Annotated in this window: 16 protein-coding genes, 1 tRNA gene and 1 pseudogene; 10 read left to right on the top strand and 8 right to left on the bottom strand. The window is 68.1% G+C overall.

The genetic code is table 11. The features are described from left to right. Window positions 1–5: 5 nt before the first annotated feature. The 3 genes from SACMADRAFT_RS01045 to SACMADRAFT_RS01035 all read right to left on the bottom strand — a co-directional run bounded on the left by SACMADRAFT_RS01045 (window position 6) and on the right by SACMADRAFT_RS01035 (window position 2,793). On the bottom strand, window positions 6–1,226 hold the full coding sequence (locus SACMADRAFT_RS01045; RefSeq protein WP_009151914.1) for a thioester domain-containing protein: 1,221 nt from the start codon (window positions 1,224–1,226) through the stop codon (window positions 6–8). A 160-nt stretch (window positions 1,227–1,386) separates the two neighbouring features. Beyond that, complete coding sequence (locus SACMADRAFT_RS01040) at window positions 1,387–2,427, bottom strand: trans-sulfuration enzyme family protein (protein ID WP_009151913.1); 1,041 nt, start codon at window positions 2,425–2,427, stop codon at window positions 1,387–1,389. A 280-nt stretch (window positions 2,428–2,707) separates the two neighbouring features. Next, window positions 2,708–2,793, bottom strand: a tRNA-Leu gene (locus SACMADRAFT_RS01035). 127 nt (window positions 2,794–2,920) lie between these two features. On the opposite strand from SACMADRAFT_RS01035, the pseudogene SACMADRAFT_RS01030 reads away from it, so the two are divergent. From SACMADRAFT_RS01030 to pknB, 7 genes and pseudogenes are all read left to right on the top strand, one after another. Continuing rightward, window positions 2,921–4,112, top strand: a pseudogene (locus tag SACMADRAFT_RS01030) (FhaA domain-containing protein). 157 nt (window positions 4,113–4,269) lie between these two features. Next, complete coding sequence (locus SACMADRAFT_RS01025) at window positions 4,270–4,731, top strand: FHA domain-containing protein FhaB/FipA (protein ID WP_040925493.1); 462 nt, start codon at window positions 4,270–4,272, stop codon at window positions 4,729–4,731. Next, window positions 4,728–6,113: a PP2C family protein-serine/threonine phosphatase gene (locus SACMADRAFT_RS01020; RefSeq protein ID WP_009151910.1), complete on the top strand. Its 1,386-nt coding sequence runs from the start codon at window positions 4,728–4,730 to the stop codon at window positions 6,111–6,113. Before SACMADRAFT_RS01025 ends, SACMADRAFT_RS01020 begins: the two co-directional genes overlap by 4 nt. Next, window positions 6,113–7,621 carry an FtsW/RodA/SpoVE family cell cycle protein gene (locus tag SACMADRAFT_RS01015; RefSeq protein WP_009151909.1) on the top strand — a complete coding sequence of 503 codons (1,509 nt, stop codon included), beginning with the start codon at window positions 6,113–6,115 and terminating at the stop codon, window positions 7,619–7,621. The genes SACMADRAFT_RS01020 and SACMADRAFT_RS01015 overlap by 1 nt, the downstream gene beginning before the upstream one ends. After that, the gene (locus SACMADRAFT_RS01010) at window positions 7,618–9,087 is read left to right on the top strand and encodes a peptidoglycan D,D-transpeptidase FtsI family protein (protein ID WP_009151908.1); all 1,470 of its coding nucleotides are present in this window, start codon (window positions 7,618–7,620) and stop codon (window positions 9,085–9,087) included. The genes SACMADRAFT_RS01015 and SACMADRAFT_RS01010 overlap by 4 nt, the downstream gene beginning before the upstream one ends. 4 nt (window positions 9,088–9,091) lie before the next feature. Further along, the gene (locus tag SACMADRAFT_RS01005) at window positions 9,092–10,345 is read left to right on the top strand and encodes a serine/threonine-protein kinase (RefSeq protein ID WP_009151907.1); all 1,254 of its coding nucleotides are present in this window, start codon (window positions 9,092–9,094) and stop codon (window positions 10,343–10,345) included. Window positions 10,346–10,514: 169 nt separating this feature from the next. After that, a complete protein-coding gene (gene pknB / locus SACMADRAFT_RS01000) occupies window positions 10,515–12,500 on the top strand; it encodes a Stk1 family PASTA domain-containing Ser/Thr kinase (protein WP_009151906.1) in 1,986 nt (661 codons plus the stop codon). A 38-nt stretch (window positions 12,501–12,538) separates the two neighbouring features. Here the strand turns inward: pknB and SACMADRAFT_RS00995 are convergent, their stop codons facing one another. Genes SACMADRAFT_RS00995 through SACMADRAFT_RS00990 form a run of 3 tightly spaced genes read right to left on the bottom strand, consistent with a single transcriptional unit; the run spans window position 12,539 to window position 14,256 of the window. Further along, a complete protein-coding gene (locus SACMADRAFT_RS00995; protein ID WP_009151905.1) occupies window positions 12,539–13,186 on the bottom strand; it encodes an aminodeoxychorismate/anthranilate synthase component II in 648 nt (215 codons plus the stop codon). 48 nt (window positions 13,187–13,234) lie between these two features. Next, window positions 13,235–13,396: a hypothetical protein gene (locus tag SACMADRAFT_RS30230; RefSeq protein WP_009151904.1), complete on the bottom strand. Its 162-nt coding sequence runs from the start codon at window positions 13,394–13,396 to the stop codon at window positions 13,235–13,237. After that, entirely contained in the window at window positions 13,396–14,256 is an 861-nt protein-coding gene (locus tag SACMADRAFT_RS00990; RefSeq protein WP_050998044.1) for a class E sortase, read from the bottom strand. The genes SACMADRAFT_RS30230 and SACMADRAFT_RS00990 overlap by 1 nt, the downstream gene beginning before the upstream one ends. 256 nt (window positions 14,257–14,512) lie before the next feature. Between SACMADRAFT_RS00990 and crgA the strand changes: the two genes are divergently transcribed. Next, a complete protein-coding gene (gene crgA / locus SACMADRAFT_RS00985) occupies window positions 14,513–14,779 on the top strand; it encodes a cell division protein CrgA (protein ID WP_009151902.1) in 267 nt (88 codons plus the stop codon). Between the two features lie 67 nt (window positions 14,780–14,846). Continuing rightward, window positions 14,847–15,284: a PH domain-containing protein gene (locus SACMADRAFT_RS00980; RefSeq protein WP_009151901.1), complete on the top strand. Its 438-nt coding sequence runs from the start codon at window positions 14,847–14,849 to the stop codon at window positions 15,282–15,284. A gap of 20 nt (window positions 15,285–15,304) precedes the next feature. On the opposite strand, the gene SACMADRAFT_RS00975 is transcribed toward SACMADRAFT_RS00980, so the two are convergent. Further along, window positions 15,305–16,234, bottom strand: coding sequence for a rhomboid family intramembrane serine protease (locus tag SACMADRAFT_RS00975; RefSeq protein WP_009151900.1), 930 nt, complete (start codon window positions 16,232–16,234; stop codon window positions 15,305–15,307). An 85-nt stretch (window positions 16,235–16,319) separates the two neighbouring features. Beyond that, window positions 16,320–16,877 carry a peptidylprolyl isomerase gene (locus tag SACMADRAFT_RS00970; RefSeq protein WP_009151899.1) on the bottom strand — a complete coding sequence of 186 codons (558 nt, stop codon included), beginning with the start codon at window positions 16,875–16,877 and terminating at the stop codon, window positions 16,320–16,322. 89 nt (window positions 16,878–16,966) lie between these two features. Here SACMADRAFT_RS00970 and SACMADRAFT_RS00965 point away from each other — a divergent pair, with 89 nt between their 5' ends. Then, on the top strand, window positions 16,967–17,662 hold the full coding sequence (locus SACMADRAFT_RS00965) for a hypothetical protein (protein ID WP_040925993.1): 696 nt from the start codon (window positions 16,967–16,969) through the stop codon (window positions 17,660–17,662). Window positions 17,663–17,739: the final 77 nt, after the last annotated feature.

Here is a 17,739-nt window from a genome sequence, read left to right as displayed (position 1 = left end):
GGCCGTCAGGCGTTCTTGCGGCGGCGCTGTAGCAGCAGCGCTGCCACACCCGCACCCACGAGTCCGACGCCGATCAGGATCGGTGTCAGCGCGGAGAACCCGGTCTGCGCCAGGGAGTCCTCACTGGCCTGCGGCGAGACCGAGGCGTCGCTCGTCGGCGGGGCGGCCACCTGAGACGTCGTGCTCGGCGCCTCGGTCGTGGTGGTCTCGGGCGGCGTCGTCGGCTGCGGCGCGGCCTGCCACTGCACTCCCGCGCCCGCCGTCAGCTTCGTACGCTGCGAGGCGGCGACGATCAGCGACTGTGCCGGCTTCTTGCCGTAGCCCTCGCTCACGAAAAGCCTGCCGGTGTCGAGGTGGGCGCTGGCCTCGAGCTCGAAGGAACCTTCCCCGTCCTGCGCGTCGGCGGGCACGTCGACGTAGATCTCGGTGCCGTCGGCGATGTCGCCGCCTTCGAGTTCGTTGCCCTCGGAGTCGGTCAGCGTCACGCCCTCGGGCAACTCGCTGCTGAGGCCGGTGATGTCGCCTGTCGTCGAGACAGTGAACGGGCCGAGCTTCTCGCCCGCGTTGCCCGCGATCTCCTCGGGAGTCAGTTCGAGCGCAGGGTCGGGCTGCTCGCCGATGCCGACGTTGGCCTCACCGGTGAGGTAGTCGTAAAGCGCGAGCACGTCCGCGTCGGCGTTGGCGTCGGCCCCTTTGCCCTTCGCCGGGTCGTCGCGGTCGAGGTCCTCGTCGTCGCTGTAGTGCCACACGGCGGCCTGGGTAGCCGCGATGGCTTCCTTTTCGTCCAGACCATCGTGGAGTTCGGCGCCCTGGTCGGTCAGCACGCCCGCGAGCGCGTCCAGGCCGTTGGCCGGGTAGCCGTGGTGCAGCACCCAGTTGATCTCGTTGCGGTTCTCGTGGAAGGGCGAATGCGGGTTGGGGAACTCGTCCCACGGCCGTTCCCGCAAGGACCGCTTCGGGTCGATGGAGACGTCGATCTCGACGCAGTAGGACCGCAGCGAGTTACCACCGTCCAGGTCCAACTCGAACAGTTCGGTGCTTCGGTCCTTGCCGTCGCCGAGATTGACCGTATAGCCGGCCGTGCCATGCGTTGTATCGATATTGCCCCGCGCCTCTTCGGCCGCGGCGGGGACACCGCCGAGCAGTGCGGCGATGGACACACCTGCGACGACCGCGCCGAATCTGGCAGCCCCCTTGCCGCCCGTTCTGCCTCTTCTGCTGCGCATGAATCTCCTTAGCCCACATTCCAGAGAGCGCGGGACTATTTCGTTCCCCCGCTTCGAGTGAAGATCAGACTTCCCAGCGAGAGCGGAGCATACACAGAGCATCAAAGCAGCGTTAAGCGGCACTCATTCGAGTGAAATTATGGCCCCCCTAGTTCACTGACTACAACGCACAGTCCAAATCGCGCCACAGATCTTCGGGGTCCTCGAGCCCCACACTCAACCGGAGTAGACCACCCGGCACGTGCGAGTCACCGGCCCGCGCGGCTCTACGTTCAACGGTGCTCTCCACGCCGCCGAGGCTCGTGGCGTGCCGGATCAGCCGCAGCTTGGCGCACATCCGGTCGGCCGCCTCGGCGTCGGCAACCTCGAAAGCCAGCATCGCGCCAGAACCCGGGTAACGGACCCTGGTCACCGCCGGGTGCTCGGACAGCCGCCGAGCCAGCAGCCCGGCCGTTTCCGACGCTTCGGTGAACCGCACCGCGAGGGTGCGCAGCCCGCGAAGCGCCAGCCAGGCTTCCAGCGCACCAGGCGTGGCACCACCCCTGGTTCGCGCGTCGCGCAGGCCTGCGGCAAGGGTTTCCTCCGCCGTCACCGTGAGGCCGAGCAGGAGATCGCTGTGCCCGCCGATGAACTTCGTCGCGCTGTGCACCACGATGTCGGCCCCCAGCGCGAGCGGCTGCTGTCCCAGTGGGGTCGCGAACGTGTTGTCCACCACGATTCTGGGCGGCCGCTCCTGCGCCGCCGCGGCGTTCGCGACGGCGGTGATGTCCACGAGGTACAGGCTGGGATTGGTCGGTGACTCCAGCCACAGCAGATCGGCCTCGGCCGCCGCGGCGATCCACGCGCCGGTGTCCTCGGGCGCTACCCGCACGATCCGCACGCGACCGGTGCGCTCACCGTGCTCGAGCACGCCACGGGTGCCCGCGTAGCTGTCGACCGGCACCGCTACGGTCACCGGCACCTCGAACAGGTCGAGCACGGCCGAGACCGTCGCAATCCCGGACGCGAACGCGGTGGCCGTCCCGCCCTCCAGTTCGCCGATGGCCGCTTCGAGTGCGGCCCACGTAGCGGTGCCGTCCTCCCTCGAATAGCCCAGACCGAGGCTGCTTGCAGCGACGATGGGAACGTTCATCGGTTCGGTGTCACCGGTGGGTCGTCCGGCGACGACCGCCCGTGTTCGCGCCGACCACTGTGCTGTCATGGACAAGGCCTCCCGCCCCTACCTGATCCAGACCACAAGACTATGGGTGAAGCTGCTGCCACGGCGTCGCAGGCCAGGTGTTGTGCCGCGACTGCCGGATGCGCGGCAGGGAGCGGCGGGCACGGGGCGGCGCGAACGCGCTGCGTAGTTACGGCCTCCTGACAGACCGCGCGTACCTGAACGGTCGACATGCAAGCGGTTTGCTCCAGAGCCCGCGACCGTCACCATGAAGAGCAAGCCCGCTCATAGCTTGGAGGACATGCGCGTGAGATGAGTGATCTGGTGGGCGAGGAGGGAGTTGAACCCTCACGTCCTTCCGGACACACGGACCTGAACCGTGCGCGTCTGCCATTCCGCCACTCGCCCGAGTAACCGCAGCAGCCAGACCAGCGTAGCAGGCGCCGGATGCCCGTTTCACCGGCCCCGGTGTTTCGAGCCCCGATCCCAGATACGATGCGATCGGAAGGCCAGCCAGGAGGGAGGAGGTCGCCCGGTGGGACGCGTACAGCGCTTCGATCGGCGCCTCGAATCGCTCGTGGGTGACGCCTTCGCGCGGATATTCGGTGGCAACGTCGTCACTGCCGAAGTGGCGCATGAACTGGAGCGTGAGTGTGAGGACAACGTTCGCGAGCTCGCCGGCGGGCGCAAACTCGCGCCCAATCACTACATCGTGTCTCTGGGAGCCACCGATTACGACCGGATGGCCGAAGACGAGCAGCGGGTCACCCGAGTGCTCGCCGAAGCAGTCGCACAGCACCTCGCCGAGCACGGCTGGGACACCTATGGTGACGTCGTAGTTTCGCTCGAGCGCAATGAGGCGCTGCATACTGGAAAGTTCAGGACCCGCTCGACCGTCGACCCCGACGTCAAACAACATGGCGCCGGGGCTTCGGCACGGTCAGCACGACCCAGCGACGCAGGAGACCGACCAATGAGCCAGCCCGGCGGCTACGGCCAATACGACCAGGGTGATCCGTACGGCCAGCAGGGCCAGTACGGCTACGGACAGGGACAGCCCGGTTACGACCAGGGCTACGGCCAGCCACCGGCCCCCGGCTACGACCAGGGCTACGGCCAACCGCCCGCCCCCGGCTACGACCAGGGCTACGGCCAACCGCCCGCCCCCGGCTACGACCAGGGCTACGGCCAGCCACCCGCCCCCGGCTACGACCAGGGCTACGGCCAGCCACCGGCCCCGGCTACGACCAGGGCTACGGCCAACCGCCCGCCCCGGCTACGACCAGGGCTACGGCCAACCGCCCGCCCCCGGCTACGACCAGGGCTACGCCGCACCGCCGAGCCCGCCCGGTGGCTACCCGGCGCAGGCTCCGCCGCCCGGCGGCGACCCCTACGGGCAGCAGGGTTACCCACCGCCCGGACCTGGTGGCGGCAGGCAGCTGAACGCCATGCTGCAGCTCGACGACGGCTCCAACCGCACCTACGCGCTCAAGCAGGGCGGCAACGTCGTCGGCCGGGGTCAGGACGCGGACTTCCGCCTGCCGGACACCGGGGTGTCGCGACGTCACCTCGAGATCACCTGGGACGGCCAGAGCGCGACTCTTGCCGACATCGGGTCGACCAACGGCACGACTGTCAACGGGACGCCCGTGCAGACCTGGCAACTCGCCGATGGCGACGTCATCAGGGTCGGACACTCCTCGCTGGTGTTCCGCACCCAAGGCTGAGGCGGCCAATTCCCCCATCCCGCATGGCCCACGCGGGCTCGTCCCGCATAATGACGGCCATGCGGGGGGTCCCGTGGGCCGCGAGTCGCTGGAACCAACCAGGAGAAGAGCACGGCGCCACGGGATGGGCGCGAAAAGGCGGGAGCTGACACAACAGGTGCCGGAGCTGGTCGTACAACTCACCAGAGCGGGGTTTCTTCTGCTGCTCTGGCTGTTCGTGTTCGCCGCGTTGCGCGTGGTGCGCTCGGATCTCTACGCGGCATCCGGGCTGCGCGTCAATGTGCCGAGCTTTCGGCGCGGAAAGGAGAAGCGGCCGCGCGGTGGCAAGACGCCACGGCAACTGGTGGTCACCCATGGTGCGCTTGCCGGAACCCGGATCGCCCTGGACGGCAGGCCGATTCTGATCGGGCGGGCGGACGACTCGACCCTTGTCCTCGACGACGACTACGCCTCCACCCGGCACGCCCGGCTTTCACTGCGAGGTAACGAGTGGTATGTGGAAGATTTGGGCTCGACGAACGGGACCTACCTGGACCGGGCTAAGGTCACTGCACCCCTCCGAGTTCCACTCGGCGTCCCAATCCGGATAGGCAAGACGGTGATCGAGCTTCGCCCATGACTCTCGTCCTTCGCTACGCGGCCCGCAGTGACCGTGGCCTGGTCCGTTCGAGCAACCAGGACTCGGTTTACGCCGGCCCGCGCCTGCTCGCACTCGCAGACGGCATGGGTGGCCATGCCGCCGGTGAGGTCGCCAGCAAGGTGGTCATCGCCTCGCTGGCCCCCCTTGACGACGACGAGCCCGGCGACGACCTGGTCACGCAGTTGCGTGAGGCGGTACACCAGGGCAACCAGGCGATCTCCGAACTCGTCGCGAACGATCCCGACCTCGACGGAATGGGCACCACGCTCACCGCCGTGCTGTTCTCCGGATCGAGACTCGGCCTCGTGCACGTCGGCGACTCGCGTGCCTACCTGCTACGCAACGGGCAGTTCTCGCAGATCACCCGCGACGACAGCTTCGTCAACGAACTGCTCGAACAGGGCCGCATCACCGAGGACGAGGCCGCGACCCACCCACAACGGTCACTGCTGCTCAAGGCGCTCACCGGGCACGAGGTGGAGCCCAGCTTCACCGTGCGGGAGGCTCGCGCGGGCGACCGGTACCTGCTGTGTTCCGACGGACTGTCCGGGATGGTCAGCAACGAGACCCTCGCCGAGGCCATGCGCATCCCCGATCCGCAGGAATGCGCCGACCGCATGATCGAGCTGGCGCTCAAGGGCGGCGGCACGGACAACGTCACGGTAATCATCGCCGACGTCGTCGACGTGGACTTCGGTGAGGACGCACCCATCGTCGGCGGTGCCGCGGGCGACGGCAGCGACGAGGGCCACCAGGGTGACTCGCCCGCCGCGCGGGCGAGGGCGCTCACCGCGCCACCGCCACCGCCCCAGCAGCAGCCGGAGCAGGCCGAACAGGCACCGGACCCAAAAGCGAAGCGCCGTAAGCGGATCCGGCTGCTCGTCGCCTTCGGGCTCGCGCTGATCCTGCTCGCGGCGGCCGTGATCGCCACCCGCTACTTCGTGCTGAGGCAGTACTACGTCGGTGTCGGTACCAACCAGGAAGTCGTCATCTTCCAGGGTGTTCCCGGCAGCATCCTGGGCTTCGACCTGCACCGGGTTTCGGAAGGCTCCTGCCCGCCCGGTGCGTCGTTGTGCGAGCCGCTGCGGGTTCAAGACCTGCAGCAGGACGCGCGTGTCGCGGTTCGCAACGGGGTCAAGCGTGACGGGCTGTCGGAGTCGCGCGACTACATCGACACCCTCCGTCGGAACAACATGCTCGAGATCTGCGACACCAGCCAGCCGCAGGGCGGTGGGCCCGGCGGGATAGAGCAGGGCGGCTCGTCGCAGCAACCGACCGAGACGACAGCGGCACAACAGCCGGAGGGCGGACAGCGACCGGGCGTGGACTGCCGCCCGGCGCCCAGCGCAGGCGGTAACTGATGGCTCAACCCGCAGCGATGTCGGGGGCGGCCGATGTGTACACCACCAACCCGCCACGGGAGTTGCCGACGAGACGAGGCACCGAACTGGGGCTGCTCGCCTTCGCGGCGGTGATCGTCACGTCGGCGTTCATGCTCGTGCAGGCGAACCAGGAACGCGAACTGTCATTCTCGCTGATCTGGTACGGGTTGGCCTACCTGGCGATCTTCGCCGTCGCGCACCTCGCCGTACGCCGCTGGGCGCCGTACGCCGACCCGTTGATCCTGCCGTGCGTGGCACTGCTCAACGGCCTGGGTCTGGTGATGATCTACCGCATCGACCTGGCGCGCGAGCAGAAGGCGCTCGCGCTCAGCGAGGAGATCACGTCGAACGCGCCGCGGCAGGTGCTGTTCACCGTGCTCGCCCTCGCGCTGTTCCTCGGTGTGCTGCTGATCGTCTCGGATCACCGCACGCTGACCCGGTACGCCTACACGTTCGGACTGATCGGCATCGTGGCGCTGGCGTTGCCCGCGCTGCTGCCCAGCTCGCTCTCCGAGGTCAACGGCGCGAAGGTGTGGCTGAAGCTGCCCGGCTTCTCCATCCAGCCCGGCGAGTTCGCCAAGATCCTATTGATGATCTTCTTCGCTTCGTTCCTGGTGGCGAAGCGGGATCTGTTCATGACGGCGGGCAAGCGCATCATGGGCGTGGAACTGCCGCGAGCACGCGACCTCGGCCCGATCATCATCGCGGCCGTTGTGTGCCTCGGCATTCTCGTGTTCGAGAAGGACCTCGGCACCGCGTTGCTGTTCTTCGGCATCGTGCTGATGATGCTCTACGTCGCCACCGAGCGCGTGATCTGGGTGGTCGTCGGGCTGACCATGTTCTTCGTCGGTGCGCTGATCGCCTACCAGCTCTTCACACACGTGCAGCAGCGCGTCGCGAACTGGATCGACCCGCTGGCCACGTACAACGACGCGGGCGGCGGGTACCAGATCGCGCAGGGGCTCTTCGGCCTCGGCACGGGCGGGGTGTTCGGTACCGGTCTCGGCTCCGGCAGGCCGGAAACCGTCCCGGAGGCCAGCACCGACTTCATCTCCGCCGCACTCGGCGAGGAACTCGGGTTCGTCGGTCTCGGCGCGATCCTGATGGTCTACCTGCTGCTCGCGATGCGTGGGATGCGCAGCGCGCTCGCCGTGCGCGACACCTTCGGCAAGCTCCTCGGCGGCGGGTTGTCGTTCACGATCATCATGCAGGTGTTCGTGATCGTCGGCGGTGTCACCAAGCTGATCCCCATGACCGGCATCACCACACCGTTCCTTTCCGCGGGCGGTTCCTCGTTGCTGGCCAACTACGTGCTGATCGCGCTGCTACTGCGGATCTCCGACGCGGCACGGCGGCCGCAACAGCCCGCGCGGCCACGGCCGCAGTCGCAGGCTCCGCTGGCGGAGGCGCACACGGTGATGGTGCAGCGTCCACCCGCACAAGGTCAGCCGGACGGCGCCGTGGGCGAAGGGGGTAGGCAGCAGTGAACACACCACTGCGCAAGGTCGGCATCGCGATGCTCGTCATGGTGACGCTGTTGCTGGCCAACGCCACCTACATCCAGGTGGTCCGTGCCGACGACTACCGCAGCGACGGGCGAAACGCGCGGGTGCTGCTCGACGAGTACTCCCGCGAGCGCGGCAAGATCGTGTCCGATGAGGCTGGTCAGGTGCTGGCCGGTGTGGAGCCGACGGACGACACGTTGCAGTTCCGGCGCACCTACAGCAACGGTCCGCTGTACGCGCCGGTCACCGGCTACTACTCGGTGCTCTACGGCGCGGGCGGGCTCGAGCGAGCCCAGGACGAGTTCCTCAACGGCTCCGATCCCAGGCTGTTCGTGCGCAGGCTCTCCGACATGATCACCGGAAGGGACCCCCGAGGCGGCAACGTGCGACTGACCGTGAAACCCGCGGTTCAGGAAGCGGCGCACCAGGCCATGGTCGCCAACGGATACACCGGCTCGGTCGTCGCCCTCGATCCCAAGACGGGCGACATCCTCGGAATGGTTTCCACCCCCTCCTACGACCCGAACAAGCTGGCCTCGCACGACGCGGAGAAGCAGCAGCAGGCGTGGGAGGCGTTCAACAACGACCCGGCGAATCCGATGCTGAATCGGGCGATCCGTGAGACCTACCCTCCCGGTTCCACGTTCAAGATCGTGACGACGGCGGCCGCGCTCGAGAACGGCGCCACTGCCGACACCGAGGTGACCACGGCCTCGAACGTGACGCTGCCGGGCACCAGCACGACCCTCGAGAACTTCGCGGGCAACACCTGCCCCGGTGACACTCTCGCCGACGCGCTGGCCTACTCGTGCAACACCGCCTACGCCGAGATCGCGGGTCAACTCGGCAAGGAAAAGCTGGAGGAGACCGCGGCCAACTTCGGTATCGGCATGTCCGACCTGCAGATTCCGATGAACGTCGTGCCATCGGGGCTCGGCGACTTGGAGAGCCAGGCCGCGCTGTACCAAAGCGGGATCGGGCAGCGCGATGTCCGGCTCACGCCGCTGCAGGACGCGTTGCTGTCAGCCACGGTCGCCAACGGCGGCGTCGCGATGAAACCCCAGTTGGTGAAGGCGCTGCTGGCGCCGGATCTTTCCACCATCGAGGAGTTCAGCCCCGAGGAACTCACCGGCGAGCCCGCGCTGTCGGCGGAGAACGCCGCCGTGTTGCGGGACATGATGATCGCTTCGGAGGCGAACACCAGCGGTGGTGGCAAGGACTCCTCGTTGAAGATCGCCTCGAAGACCGGAACCGCCGAGCACGGCTCCGATCCGAAGGCGACGCCGCCGCACGCCTGGTATACCGCCTTCGCTCCCTACGACGATCCCAAGGTGGCCATCGCCGTGATCGTCGAGTCCGGTGGTAACCGGGGGCTGGCCGCCACCGGCGGCACCGTGGCCGCCGAGATCGGCAGGGCCACCATCGCCGCCGCACTCGGAGCCGGGTGAGGCGATGCTGTCGTCCGGACAACTGATCGCGGAGCGGTATCGCCTCTCCGGACGCATCGCGGTCGGCGGAATGGGGGAGGTCTGGGAAGCCAGCGACACGCGGCTCGACCGGACCGTGGCGGTGAAGATCCTCAAAGCCGAGTTGTCCGGCGACGCGGAGTTCCTGCATCGCTTCCGTACCGAGGCGCGCACCACGGCCTCGCTCAACCACCACGGCATCGCGGCGGTGCACGACTACGGCGAGACGCAGGCCGGTGAGCACTCGATCGCGTTCCTGGTGATGGAACTGGTGGCGGGCGAGCCACTGGCCGCGATCCTCGCTCGCGAGCGGCGTCTCCCGGCCGACCGCACGCTCGACATCCTGGAGCAGGCGGGGCGGGCGCTACAGGCCGCGCACGAGCGAGGCCTGGTGCATCGTGACGTCAAGCCTGGGAACATCCTGGTCACGGCGACGGGCACGGTGAAGCTCACCGACTTCGGCATCGCGAAGGCCGCCGACGCCGCACCGGTCACCCGATCGGGAATGGTCATGGGGACGGCCCACTACATCGCCCCTGAGCAGGCACTCGGCCACGACGCCGAACCCGCCAGCGACGTGTACTCGCTGGCCGTGTGTGGCTACGAGTGCCTGGCGGGCCACCGGCCGTTTCTTTCGGAGAACGCCGTCAGCGTCGCGATGATGCACATCAGGGACATCCCGCCGCCACTGCCGCCCGACGTGCCACCAGGGGCGCGAGCCGTGATCGAGGCCACACTGGTCAAGGACCCGCGGCAGCGCTATGCCAGCGGCGGCGAGTTCGCAGGCGCGGTCGCCGCCGTGCGCGCGGGCCACCCGCTACCGCCTCCGTCCGGTCTGGTCAGCGCCGGATACGTGACCCCTACTGTGAATCCCATCACACCAACGAGTGGTCCTGTGCCGTCCGCCGCCATGACACCGGTCGGTCCCAGCTCTCACCCGTCGATGCGGCCGGTAGGACCGGCTTCCGCACCCGTCGCGACACCCCTCACAGTGACGGGTCAACGCCGCCGGTTTTCGGGAGCGTGGATACTTCTCGGGCTGGCGTTCGTGCTTTTGGTCGCGCTCGTGATCGTGCTGCTGACGGTGGTGCTGCCTACCGGCGGTGACGGTCGCACACCCGGTGGCGAGGGCGGCTCGACCGGCGTCGAGGACAACTGGTCGAACAATGGTGGGCGTTCACCCGATGCAGACGGCGGACAAGGCATGATGGGCACACTTCCTATGGAGAACCGCAGGTGAGATCCGACAGTGGACGTGCACCGCGTACACGCACCGACCGAAGGCCCCGTGACCCCGGACTCCGGTCTCCGGTTCGCGCTGCGTGGAAGCGACCTGCCTCGGCGGCGCCCCGGCTACGTGATCACGCCCGCGTGGGAAGCAGACTGACGGAATGGGACGGCACCAGGCAATGAGCGCACCCCGACTGCTCTCAAACCGCTACGAGCTGGGCGAGACGCTCGGCTACGGTGGCATGTCCGAGGTCCACCATGGTCATGACGTGCGACTGGGCCGGGAGGTTGCGGTAAAGATCCTGCGTGCCGACCTCGCGCGGGACCCGCAGTTCCAGGAACGGTTCCGCCGGGAGGCACAGAACGCGGCCGCACTGAACCATCCGGCGATCGTCGCGGTGTACGACACCGGCGAGGCCGACACCGAGTACGGCCCGCTGCCCTACATCGTCATGGAGTACGTCGAGGGCAGGACGCTACGAGACATCGTCAAGACCGAAGGGCCGATGTCGCAGAAGCGGGCCATGGAGGTCATGGCCGACGTCTGCGCGGCCCTGGACTTCTCGCACCGGCACGGCATCGTGCACCGCGACGTCAAGCCCGCCAACGTCATGATCACCCGCAACGGCGCGGTCAAGGTCATGGACTTCGGTATCGCCCGCGCCGTTCACGACGGCCAGGCCGCCATGACGCAGACGGCCGCGGTCATCGGGACCGCCCAGTACCTCTCCCCCGAGCAGGCACGCGGTGAGCAGGTGGACGCTCGCAGCGACGTCTACGCCGCGGGCTGCGTGCTCTACGAGCTCATCACGGGCGAGCCGCCGTTCACAGGCGATTCCCCTGTAGCTGTCGCCTACCAGCACGTCAGGGAGGACCCCAGGCCGCCGTCCGCGGTCAACCCCGCGGTCTCCCCCGAGCTCGACGCCGTGGTGTTGAAGGCGCTGTCGAAAGGCACGGCCAACCGCTACCAGTCGGCCGCCGAGATGCGCTCGGACCTGGTGCGGACGCTGTCGGGGCAGCGACCGGCCGCCCCCATGGTGATGTCCGACGACGAGCGCACCCAGGTGCTCGGCGCGGGTGGGCAGCAGGGCGACCCGTTCGACGACTACGACCCCAACGGCTACGACGACGAGGAAGCCGACCGCCGCAGGCGCAGGAAGCGCGGCCTGCTGATAGCGCTGCTCACCCTGCTCGGTGTGGCGCTCGTGGTGTTCGTGATGTGGCTGGCAGGCGCGTTCAGCAGCGAGGCGTCCTTGGCCACCGTGCCCGATGTCAGGGACAAGACCGTCGAGCAGGCCAAGCGCGAGCTGCGGGCCGCCGGATTCAGCAGCTTCGCGGAGGAGAAGGTCGTCTGCCGCGACGACGTCAGTGGAGAGCCTGCCTGCTCACCCGACCAGATCGGCAAGGTGATCAGCACCGATCCGCAGGCCACCGAGCAGGTGCCGCTGGAATCCCAGATCACGCTTCGCGTCGGCACGCCGCCCGCGAAGGTGGCCGTGCCCGACCTGACCGGGCTCAGCAGGGACGAGGCCGAGCAGAAGCTCAAGCAGGCGAATCTGGTGCTCGACCAGGACATCGCCGAGGTCGAGGTGGAGGACCCGAACCAGTACGGCAAGGTGGTCGAACAGGACCCCAAACCGGACGCCAAGGTGGAGCAGGGCCGCACCGTCAAGATCACCGTCGGGGTCGAGCCGGAGCTGGTCGAGGTTCCCGACTTCACCGGTGAGAGCTTCGACGCGGCCAAGGCGGGGCTGGAGGCCGCGGGCTTCCAGGTCAGCCGCTCGGATGTCGACTCCGACCAGCCTGCGGGCACCGTGGTGAACCAGCGACCCAACGGCGGCAGCGTGGCGAAGGGCTCCACGATCACCCTCGAGGTGTCCAACGGCGCGGAGCAGCAGATCCAGATGCCCGACCTGCGGGGTATGACCCAGGACCAGGCGCTGGCGACGCTGCGTGATGCCGGCTGGAGCGGCTCGGTGAAGACCAAGACCGAGAAGGTCAGCGACTCCGACTTCGTCGGCAGGGTCACCAACACCGACCCCTCACCAGGCAGCACGATCACCAAGAGCCAGACGGTGACGCTCTACATCGGCGAGGACGAGGACGGGTCGACGGAGACGTCACAGTCGAGGCCGACCTTCGACCTGCCCGGTCCGGGCGGCTGAGCTGCGGGTCCGCTGCCTGGTCCGCCCGAACGGGTGGATCAGGCAGCGGCGGTGGCCGCCCGCTGCAACGCGCGGGTGGCCTGCTCCAGCTCGGTCACCACGCCTTCCGGCACCGGGTGGCCCGCGTAGCCCAACCAGTTGGCGAGCATCCGGTGACCGCCCTCTGTGAGTACCGACTCGGGGTGGAACTGCACACCCTCGACCGGAAGTTCCCTGTGCCGCATACCCATCACGATGCCGGAGTCGGTGCGGCCGGTGATCTCGAACTCGTCCGGGATGGTGTCGGGCAGGACCGTCAGCGAGTGGTACCTGGTGGCCGTGAACGGGTCCGGCAGCCCGGCGAGCACGCCGGTGCCGCTGTGCCGGACCCGGCTGGTCTTGCCGTGCAGCAGTTCGTGCGCCCTGTCGACCGTCGCGCCCCACGCGACGCCGATGGCCTGGTGGCCAAGGCACACACCGAGGAGTGGGACGCCGTCGGCCGCGCAACGGTGCACGACGTCGATGCTGCTGCCCGCCCGCTCCGGTGTGCCGGGTCCGGGGGAGATCAGCACGCCGTCGAAATCACGAACCCGGTCGAGCTCCACCACGTCGTTGCGCCACACCGTGCAGTCCGCGCCGAGCTGGGCGAGGTACTGCACCAGGTTGTAGACGAAGCTGTCGTAGTTGTCGACGACGAGTACGCGCATGTCGACAGCCTAGCGGCGGGCAGGCACGGGATTCGCGCCGTGCTGCCATCACTCGCCGTTGACCGCCACCTGGTTGAACGGAAGCATCGGCTCCAACCAGGGGAAGACCACCAGCATCAGTAACGCGACGACGCCGAGCACCAGCGTCGCGGCGATGGCAGCCCGCACGCCGACGGGGCCGGGTAGGTGCCGCCAGATCCAGCCGTACATCAGGCCTCTCCGATCTCTCGCAGCAGGTCCTCGTAACTCGCGCCCGGCTGCTTCTTGAACTGGTTCGTCAGCACCGAGTGGATGATCATGCGCTCGCGGTCGGAGAACTGCGGGTGGCAGGTGGTCAGCGTCAGCAGGGACGCCTGCGAGGCCTTGGGCAGCACGTCTGCGGGCCGGTACGGGACCGGCGCGACCGCGTCACCGCGATCGGGAAGCACGATTCGCCGCCCGACAGTGCTGCTGTAGGCCTCGCCGCGCAGCGGCTCGACGTCGGCGCACCTGGGGTCGCGCGCTCGACCCTGGCCCCAGCCGTCGATCTCGTCGCTCATCGGCAGCACGCGGTAGACGAAGAAGCTGTCCACCGTCTCGATGACGATCGCGTCGCACGAGTTCAGCAGGTCCAGGTCGTTGAACGGCGCGCCCTTGCCCACCCGGTGGCCCGCGACACCGAAGTTGCCCGGCTCGCCGGGCAGGGCCGATCCCTTGTAGTGGCCTGGGCCCACTTCCAGTGCCGCGGCGTCGGTGCCCTCCTGGATGGTGAAACCCCAGTCGGCGCCGAACGACGGGATGTAGATGCGGGCGAACGCCTCGCCGTCGATGGGTCCCGCGTGCAGTTGACGCTCCTGCTGCCAGCGGTCGTCGAGCGCCGCGCTCGCCTCCCGCTGCAACTGGGCGGACATCCAGTTCGTGACGTAGAGCTCGTAGCCCACGAACAGCAGGACGACGATCCCCAACGTGATGAGGATCTCTCCGATGGTTCGCACTACCACCCGGCCCCTGCCGTCGCCGCTGCTGGACGGTGGCGCGGGCGGTCCGGTCGGCCTGCGAGGTGGTGGAGTTGATCTCGCGACCGGTCGCATCCGTTGTGTCGCCTGCTCGGAAAGCCCTGCCGGTTGGCGGCCCCCGAAATCCGGGCGGGCGATCTGGTGAGTCTTTGGTTCCTCGTACCTCGACAAGAGAGCTCCTCCTCGGGCACGAGCGGATGCCCGCGATAACGATCTGCTGGTGCGGCGCTCGCTCCCCGGTTCTAGCACCTGCCTGATTACGTTAACGTGTTCAGAAAGCGGCGGTTTCGCACTGCCCCAGGATTTTGCCCGACAGTACGCGAGGACTCCCATGCCCAAGTCCAAGGTCCGCAAGAAGACGGCGTACACGCCGCCGGCCGATCGCCGCACGCCGGTCAAGGTGCGCGCGGCTGGGCCGTCCCACCCGATCTACAAGATCGTGATGTTCGGGCTGATGCTCCTCGGACTCGCCTGGCTGGTCGTGAACTACCTGGCCGGGGACAAGATCGGTTTCATGCTGGAGCTCGGCAACTGGAACTTCGCGATCGGATTCGCGCTGATCGTCACCGGCCTGCTCATGACAATGCGCTGGCGTTGAGAGGTTTCGATCGTCGAAACGGCGGCTTGACACCGAATGACAACGGTGTGATTAATCCCCACTGTGGATGAAGCCTGTGGATAACTCGGCCCGTAGCTGGGCACCGCGTGCCGGTCTGGTCGGCGCGGGCTGGGTGCTGGCTGTCGCGGCAACGGCAGGTGCGGTGCTGTCGGTGCGCTTCGGCGATCGGCCGGGCACGCTGCTGCTCACGGTGGCGGCGCTGGCGCTGCTCGCCGCCGCCCTGCACGGCACCCTCCTTCGGCCACGGCTGACCGCCGACGGCACCGGCCTGCTGGTGCGCACCCTCAGCGGCACCCGCCGGTTCGGCTGGCACGAGGTGCGACTGACGCTGTCGACGGTCAGGCGCTTCGGCCGCGAGGTGACCGTGCTCGAGGTCGAACCGCTCGACCTGCAATCGCCCGACCTCGTGGTGCTCGGCTGGACGGAACTGGGCGCCGACCCCCGTGACGTGCACGAGGAGTTGCTCGCGCTGCGCCCCGCCTGAAGTCCCGCGGCAGCGGGGGCTTACTGCAGCAACTGTGCCGACAACTGCGCGTAGCGATACAGCACGAGCCCGGCGATGGCGGCGGTAAGCAGCAGTATCGCGACGGTTTGGTAGGTCGCGCGGTTCTTGGCGGGGGCATACACCATCGCCACCATCGCCAGCGCACCCACGACGAGCCCGCCGAGGTGACCGAGCAGCGAGATCCCCGGGATGGAGATCGTGAGCACCACGTTCAGCACGATGATGCCGATCGCGGCCGTCGGGTTGAGCCGAAGGCGCAGCACGGCTACCAGGATCGCGCCCATCAGGCCGTAGATGGCACCGGATGCGCCCGCGGTTCCGGTGTTCACGGCGCCGAAGGCGAACACCGCCGCCGACCCGCCGAGCATCGAAACGAAGTAGACAGCCAGGAATCTGACCTTGCCGAGCAGCAGTTCGAGGTCCCGGCCGAGTATCCACAACGCGAGCATGTTCATGCCGATGTGCAGCAGGCCGAAGTGCAGGAAACCCGAGGTGACCAACCGCCACCACTCGTCGGCGGCCGCGATGCCCACCGGCCACAACACGCCGTCGTTGAACAGCCGCGAGACGTCGTTGCGCATGAAGTCCTGCGCCTGCACGGCGGTGAGGACATAAACGAGCAGGTTGAGCGCGATGAGCACCGGGGTGACCACCGGTCGCTGCGACACGCGGGCGCCCGCCACGGTTCTCGCGCCGTAACCCGCGCGGCGGTACTGCGTGGCCCTCGCGCGGTGTTCCTGGCTGGCGGCTTGGACGCAGTCGATGCACTGGTAGCCGACCGACGCCTCCCGCAGGCAGTCGGGACAGGCAGGCCGGTCACATCTGACGCAACGAAGGCCGGTCTGCCTGTTCGGATGCCACCAGCAACCGGGCAGCGCCGCCTGCTGTGGCTGCTGCTCGTACGGTGGGGGGTGCGGAGGTTGGGTCATGATCCTCGCGGTCCGCGGTCATGGCTGGACGACGCGGCGGGGAACCACCGCGTCCGCTTCCAACCTACCCGTTGTTCGCGCCCGGTCAGCCGCGTTCGATGCTCACCTGCTCGATAACGATGTCCTCGAGCGGCTTGTCGGCAGGCCCGGTAGCGGTCCGTGCGATCTCGTCCACCACGTCGCGCGACTCCTGGTCGGCGACCTCACCGAAGATGGTGTGCTTGAAGTTCAGGTGAGGGGTCGGAGCGACGGTGATGAAGAACTGCGACCCGTTCGTGCCGGGGCCCGCGTTCGCCATGGCCAGCAGGTACGGGCGGTTGAACTGCAGTTCGGGGTGGAACTCGTCACCGAACTTGTAACCGGGTCCGCCACGCCCAGTGCCGGTCGGATCACCTCCCTGGATCATGAATCCGTCGATCACCCGGTGGAAGATGGAACCGTCGTAGAACGGGCCCGACTTCTCGCCCTTGGCGTTGGGCTGGGTGTACTCCTTCGTGCCCTCACTCAACCCCGTGAAGTTCGCGACGGTCTTGGGCGCGTGATCAGGGAAAAGGTTCAGCCGGATGTCACCACGATTGGTGTGGAGGGTGGCCTTCAGCTTCGTGCCACTGAGGGATTCGTTGTTTTCAGTCACGCGAATCATCGTGCCATCCACGGCGAGATGGCCAGGAAAGGGGCAGGATGGGTCACAAACACGACACAGCTGGATCAACGATCGACGAGGTGGAGGCGATGGCTCGAACCAAGGAGACGGCCGGTGACTCGTTCAGGACCAGCTCGCGTGCGCTGAAGAGCCGGGCCCGTGAGGTCGGCAAGGTGGGGGCCGAGGTGGCCACACAGGCAGCACAGCTCGCCGAGCACAGGCTTGCCGAGGGGACGGAGGCAGCACGCAAGGAGTGGGCCCAGAGCTCCCGCCGGGCGCGCAAGGAACTGGCACGCAGGGCGGAGCGTACCCGCAAGGAAGTAGCCAAGAGCACGCAACACGCCCGCAAGGTCGCTGCCGAGCGGCGCGAGGAACTGCGGGAGCCCACCCGTAAGGCGAGAAAGGCCGCGATCCAGGCGGCGAGGTCGGCGGGCCAGTCCAAGCGCAGGGCCAAGCGCGACTTCAAGAACGCCAAGAAGGAGTTCAAGGCGGCCATGGCCGAGGCGAAGGTAGCGGCCAGGGGTGAGAGCAAGAAGCGCAGGCGGTGGCCGTGGCTGCTAGGTATCGGTGCCCTCGTGGCCGCTGTCGGCTACCTGACCCGGCCGCAGCGGGAGGAGCCCGTGGCGCCCGCACCGCCGCGCAGCACAGACCTGCCCACTTCCTCACGGCCTGCTTCCGCCGCCGAACCCGCATCGTCGACCGCAGGTTCGGCGAGCCCCGAACGCAAGGCGTCCTCGGCCAAGTCGTCGGCGCGCGGTGACGGGCAGCAGCAGAGCAAGGGCTAGCCCCGAACACACCGAGGCCGCCGAGCATCGTCGCGCTGGGCGTCGGTGAGCTCGGCGGCCTCGGGCTGGGTAGGCAG

The sequence above is a fragment of the Saccharomonospora marina XMU15 genome, assembly GCF_000244955.1.
GTDB classification, from domain to species: domain Bacteria; phylum Actinomycetota; class Actinomycetes; order Mycobacteriales; family Pseudonocardiaceae; genus Saccharomonospora_A; species Saccharomonospora_A marina.
This window is presented reverse-complemented; position numbering and strand designations above follow the sequence as displayed.

Coding starts and splice junctions, on each gene's coding strand:
- SACMADRAFT_RS01045 (WP_009151914.1), bottom strand. CDS start 1,226: ATGCGCAGCAGAAGAGGCAGAACGGGCGGCAAGGGGGCTGCCAGATTC.
- SACMADRAFT_RS01040 (WP_009151913.1), bottom strand. CDS start 2,427: ATGACAGCACAGTGGTCGGCGCGAACACGGGCGGTCGTCGCCGGACGA.
- SACMADRAFT_RS01020 (WP_009151910.1), top strand. CDS start 4,728: ATGACTCTCGTCCTTCGCTACGCGGCCCGCAGTGACCGTGGCCTGGTC.
- SACMADRAFT_RS01015 (WP_009151909.1), top strand. CDS start 6,113: ATGGCTCAACCCGCAGCGATGTCGGGGGCGGCCGATGTGTACACCACC.
- SACMADRAFT_RS01005 (WP_009151907.1), top strand. CDS start 9,092: ATGCTGTCGTCCGGACAACTGATCGCGGAGCGGTATCGCCTCTCCGGA.
- pknB (WP_009151906.1), top strand. CDS start 10,515: ATGAGCGCACCCCGACTGCTCTCAAACCGCTACGAGCTGGGCGAGACG.
- SACMADRAFT_RS00995 (WP_009151905.1), bottom strand. CDS start 13,186: ATGCGCGTACTCGTCGTCGACAACTACGACAGCTTCGTCTACAACCTG.
- SACMADRAFT_RS30230 (WP_009151904.1), bottom strand. CDS start 13,396: ATGTACGGCTGGATCTGGCGGCACCTACCCGGCCCCGTCGGCGTGCGG.
- SACMADRAFT_RS00990 (WP_050998044.1), bottom strand. CDS start 14,256: ATGCGACCGGTCGCGAGATCAACTCCACCACCTCGCAGGCCGACCGGA.
- crgA (WP_009151902.1), top strand. CDS start 14,513: ATGCCCAAGTCCAAGGTCCGCAAGAAGACGGCGTACACGCCGCCGGCC.
- SACMADRAFT_RS00980 (WP_009151901.1), top strand. CDS start 14,847: ATGAAGCCTGTGGATAACTCGGCCCGTAGCTGGGCACCGCGTGCCGGT.
- SACMADRAFT_RS00975 (WP_009151900.1), bottom strand. CDS start 16,234: ATGACCCAACCTCCGCACCCCCCACCGTACGAGCAGCAGCCACAGCAG.
- SACMADRAFT_RS00970 (WP_009151899.1), bottom strand. CDS start 16,877: ATGATTCGCGTGACTGAAAACAACGAATCCCTCAGTGGCACGAAGCTG.
- SACMADRAFT_RS00965 (WP_040925993.1), top strand. CDS start 16,967: ATGGCTCGAACCAAGGAGACGGCCGGTGACTCGTTCAGGACCAGCTCG.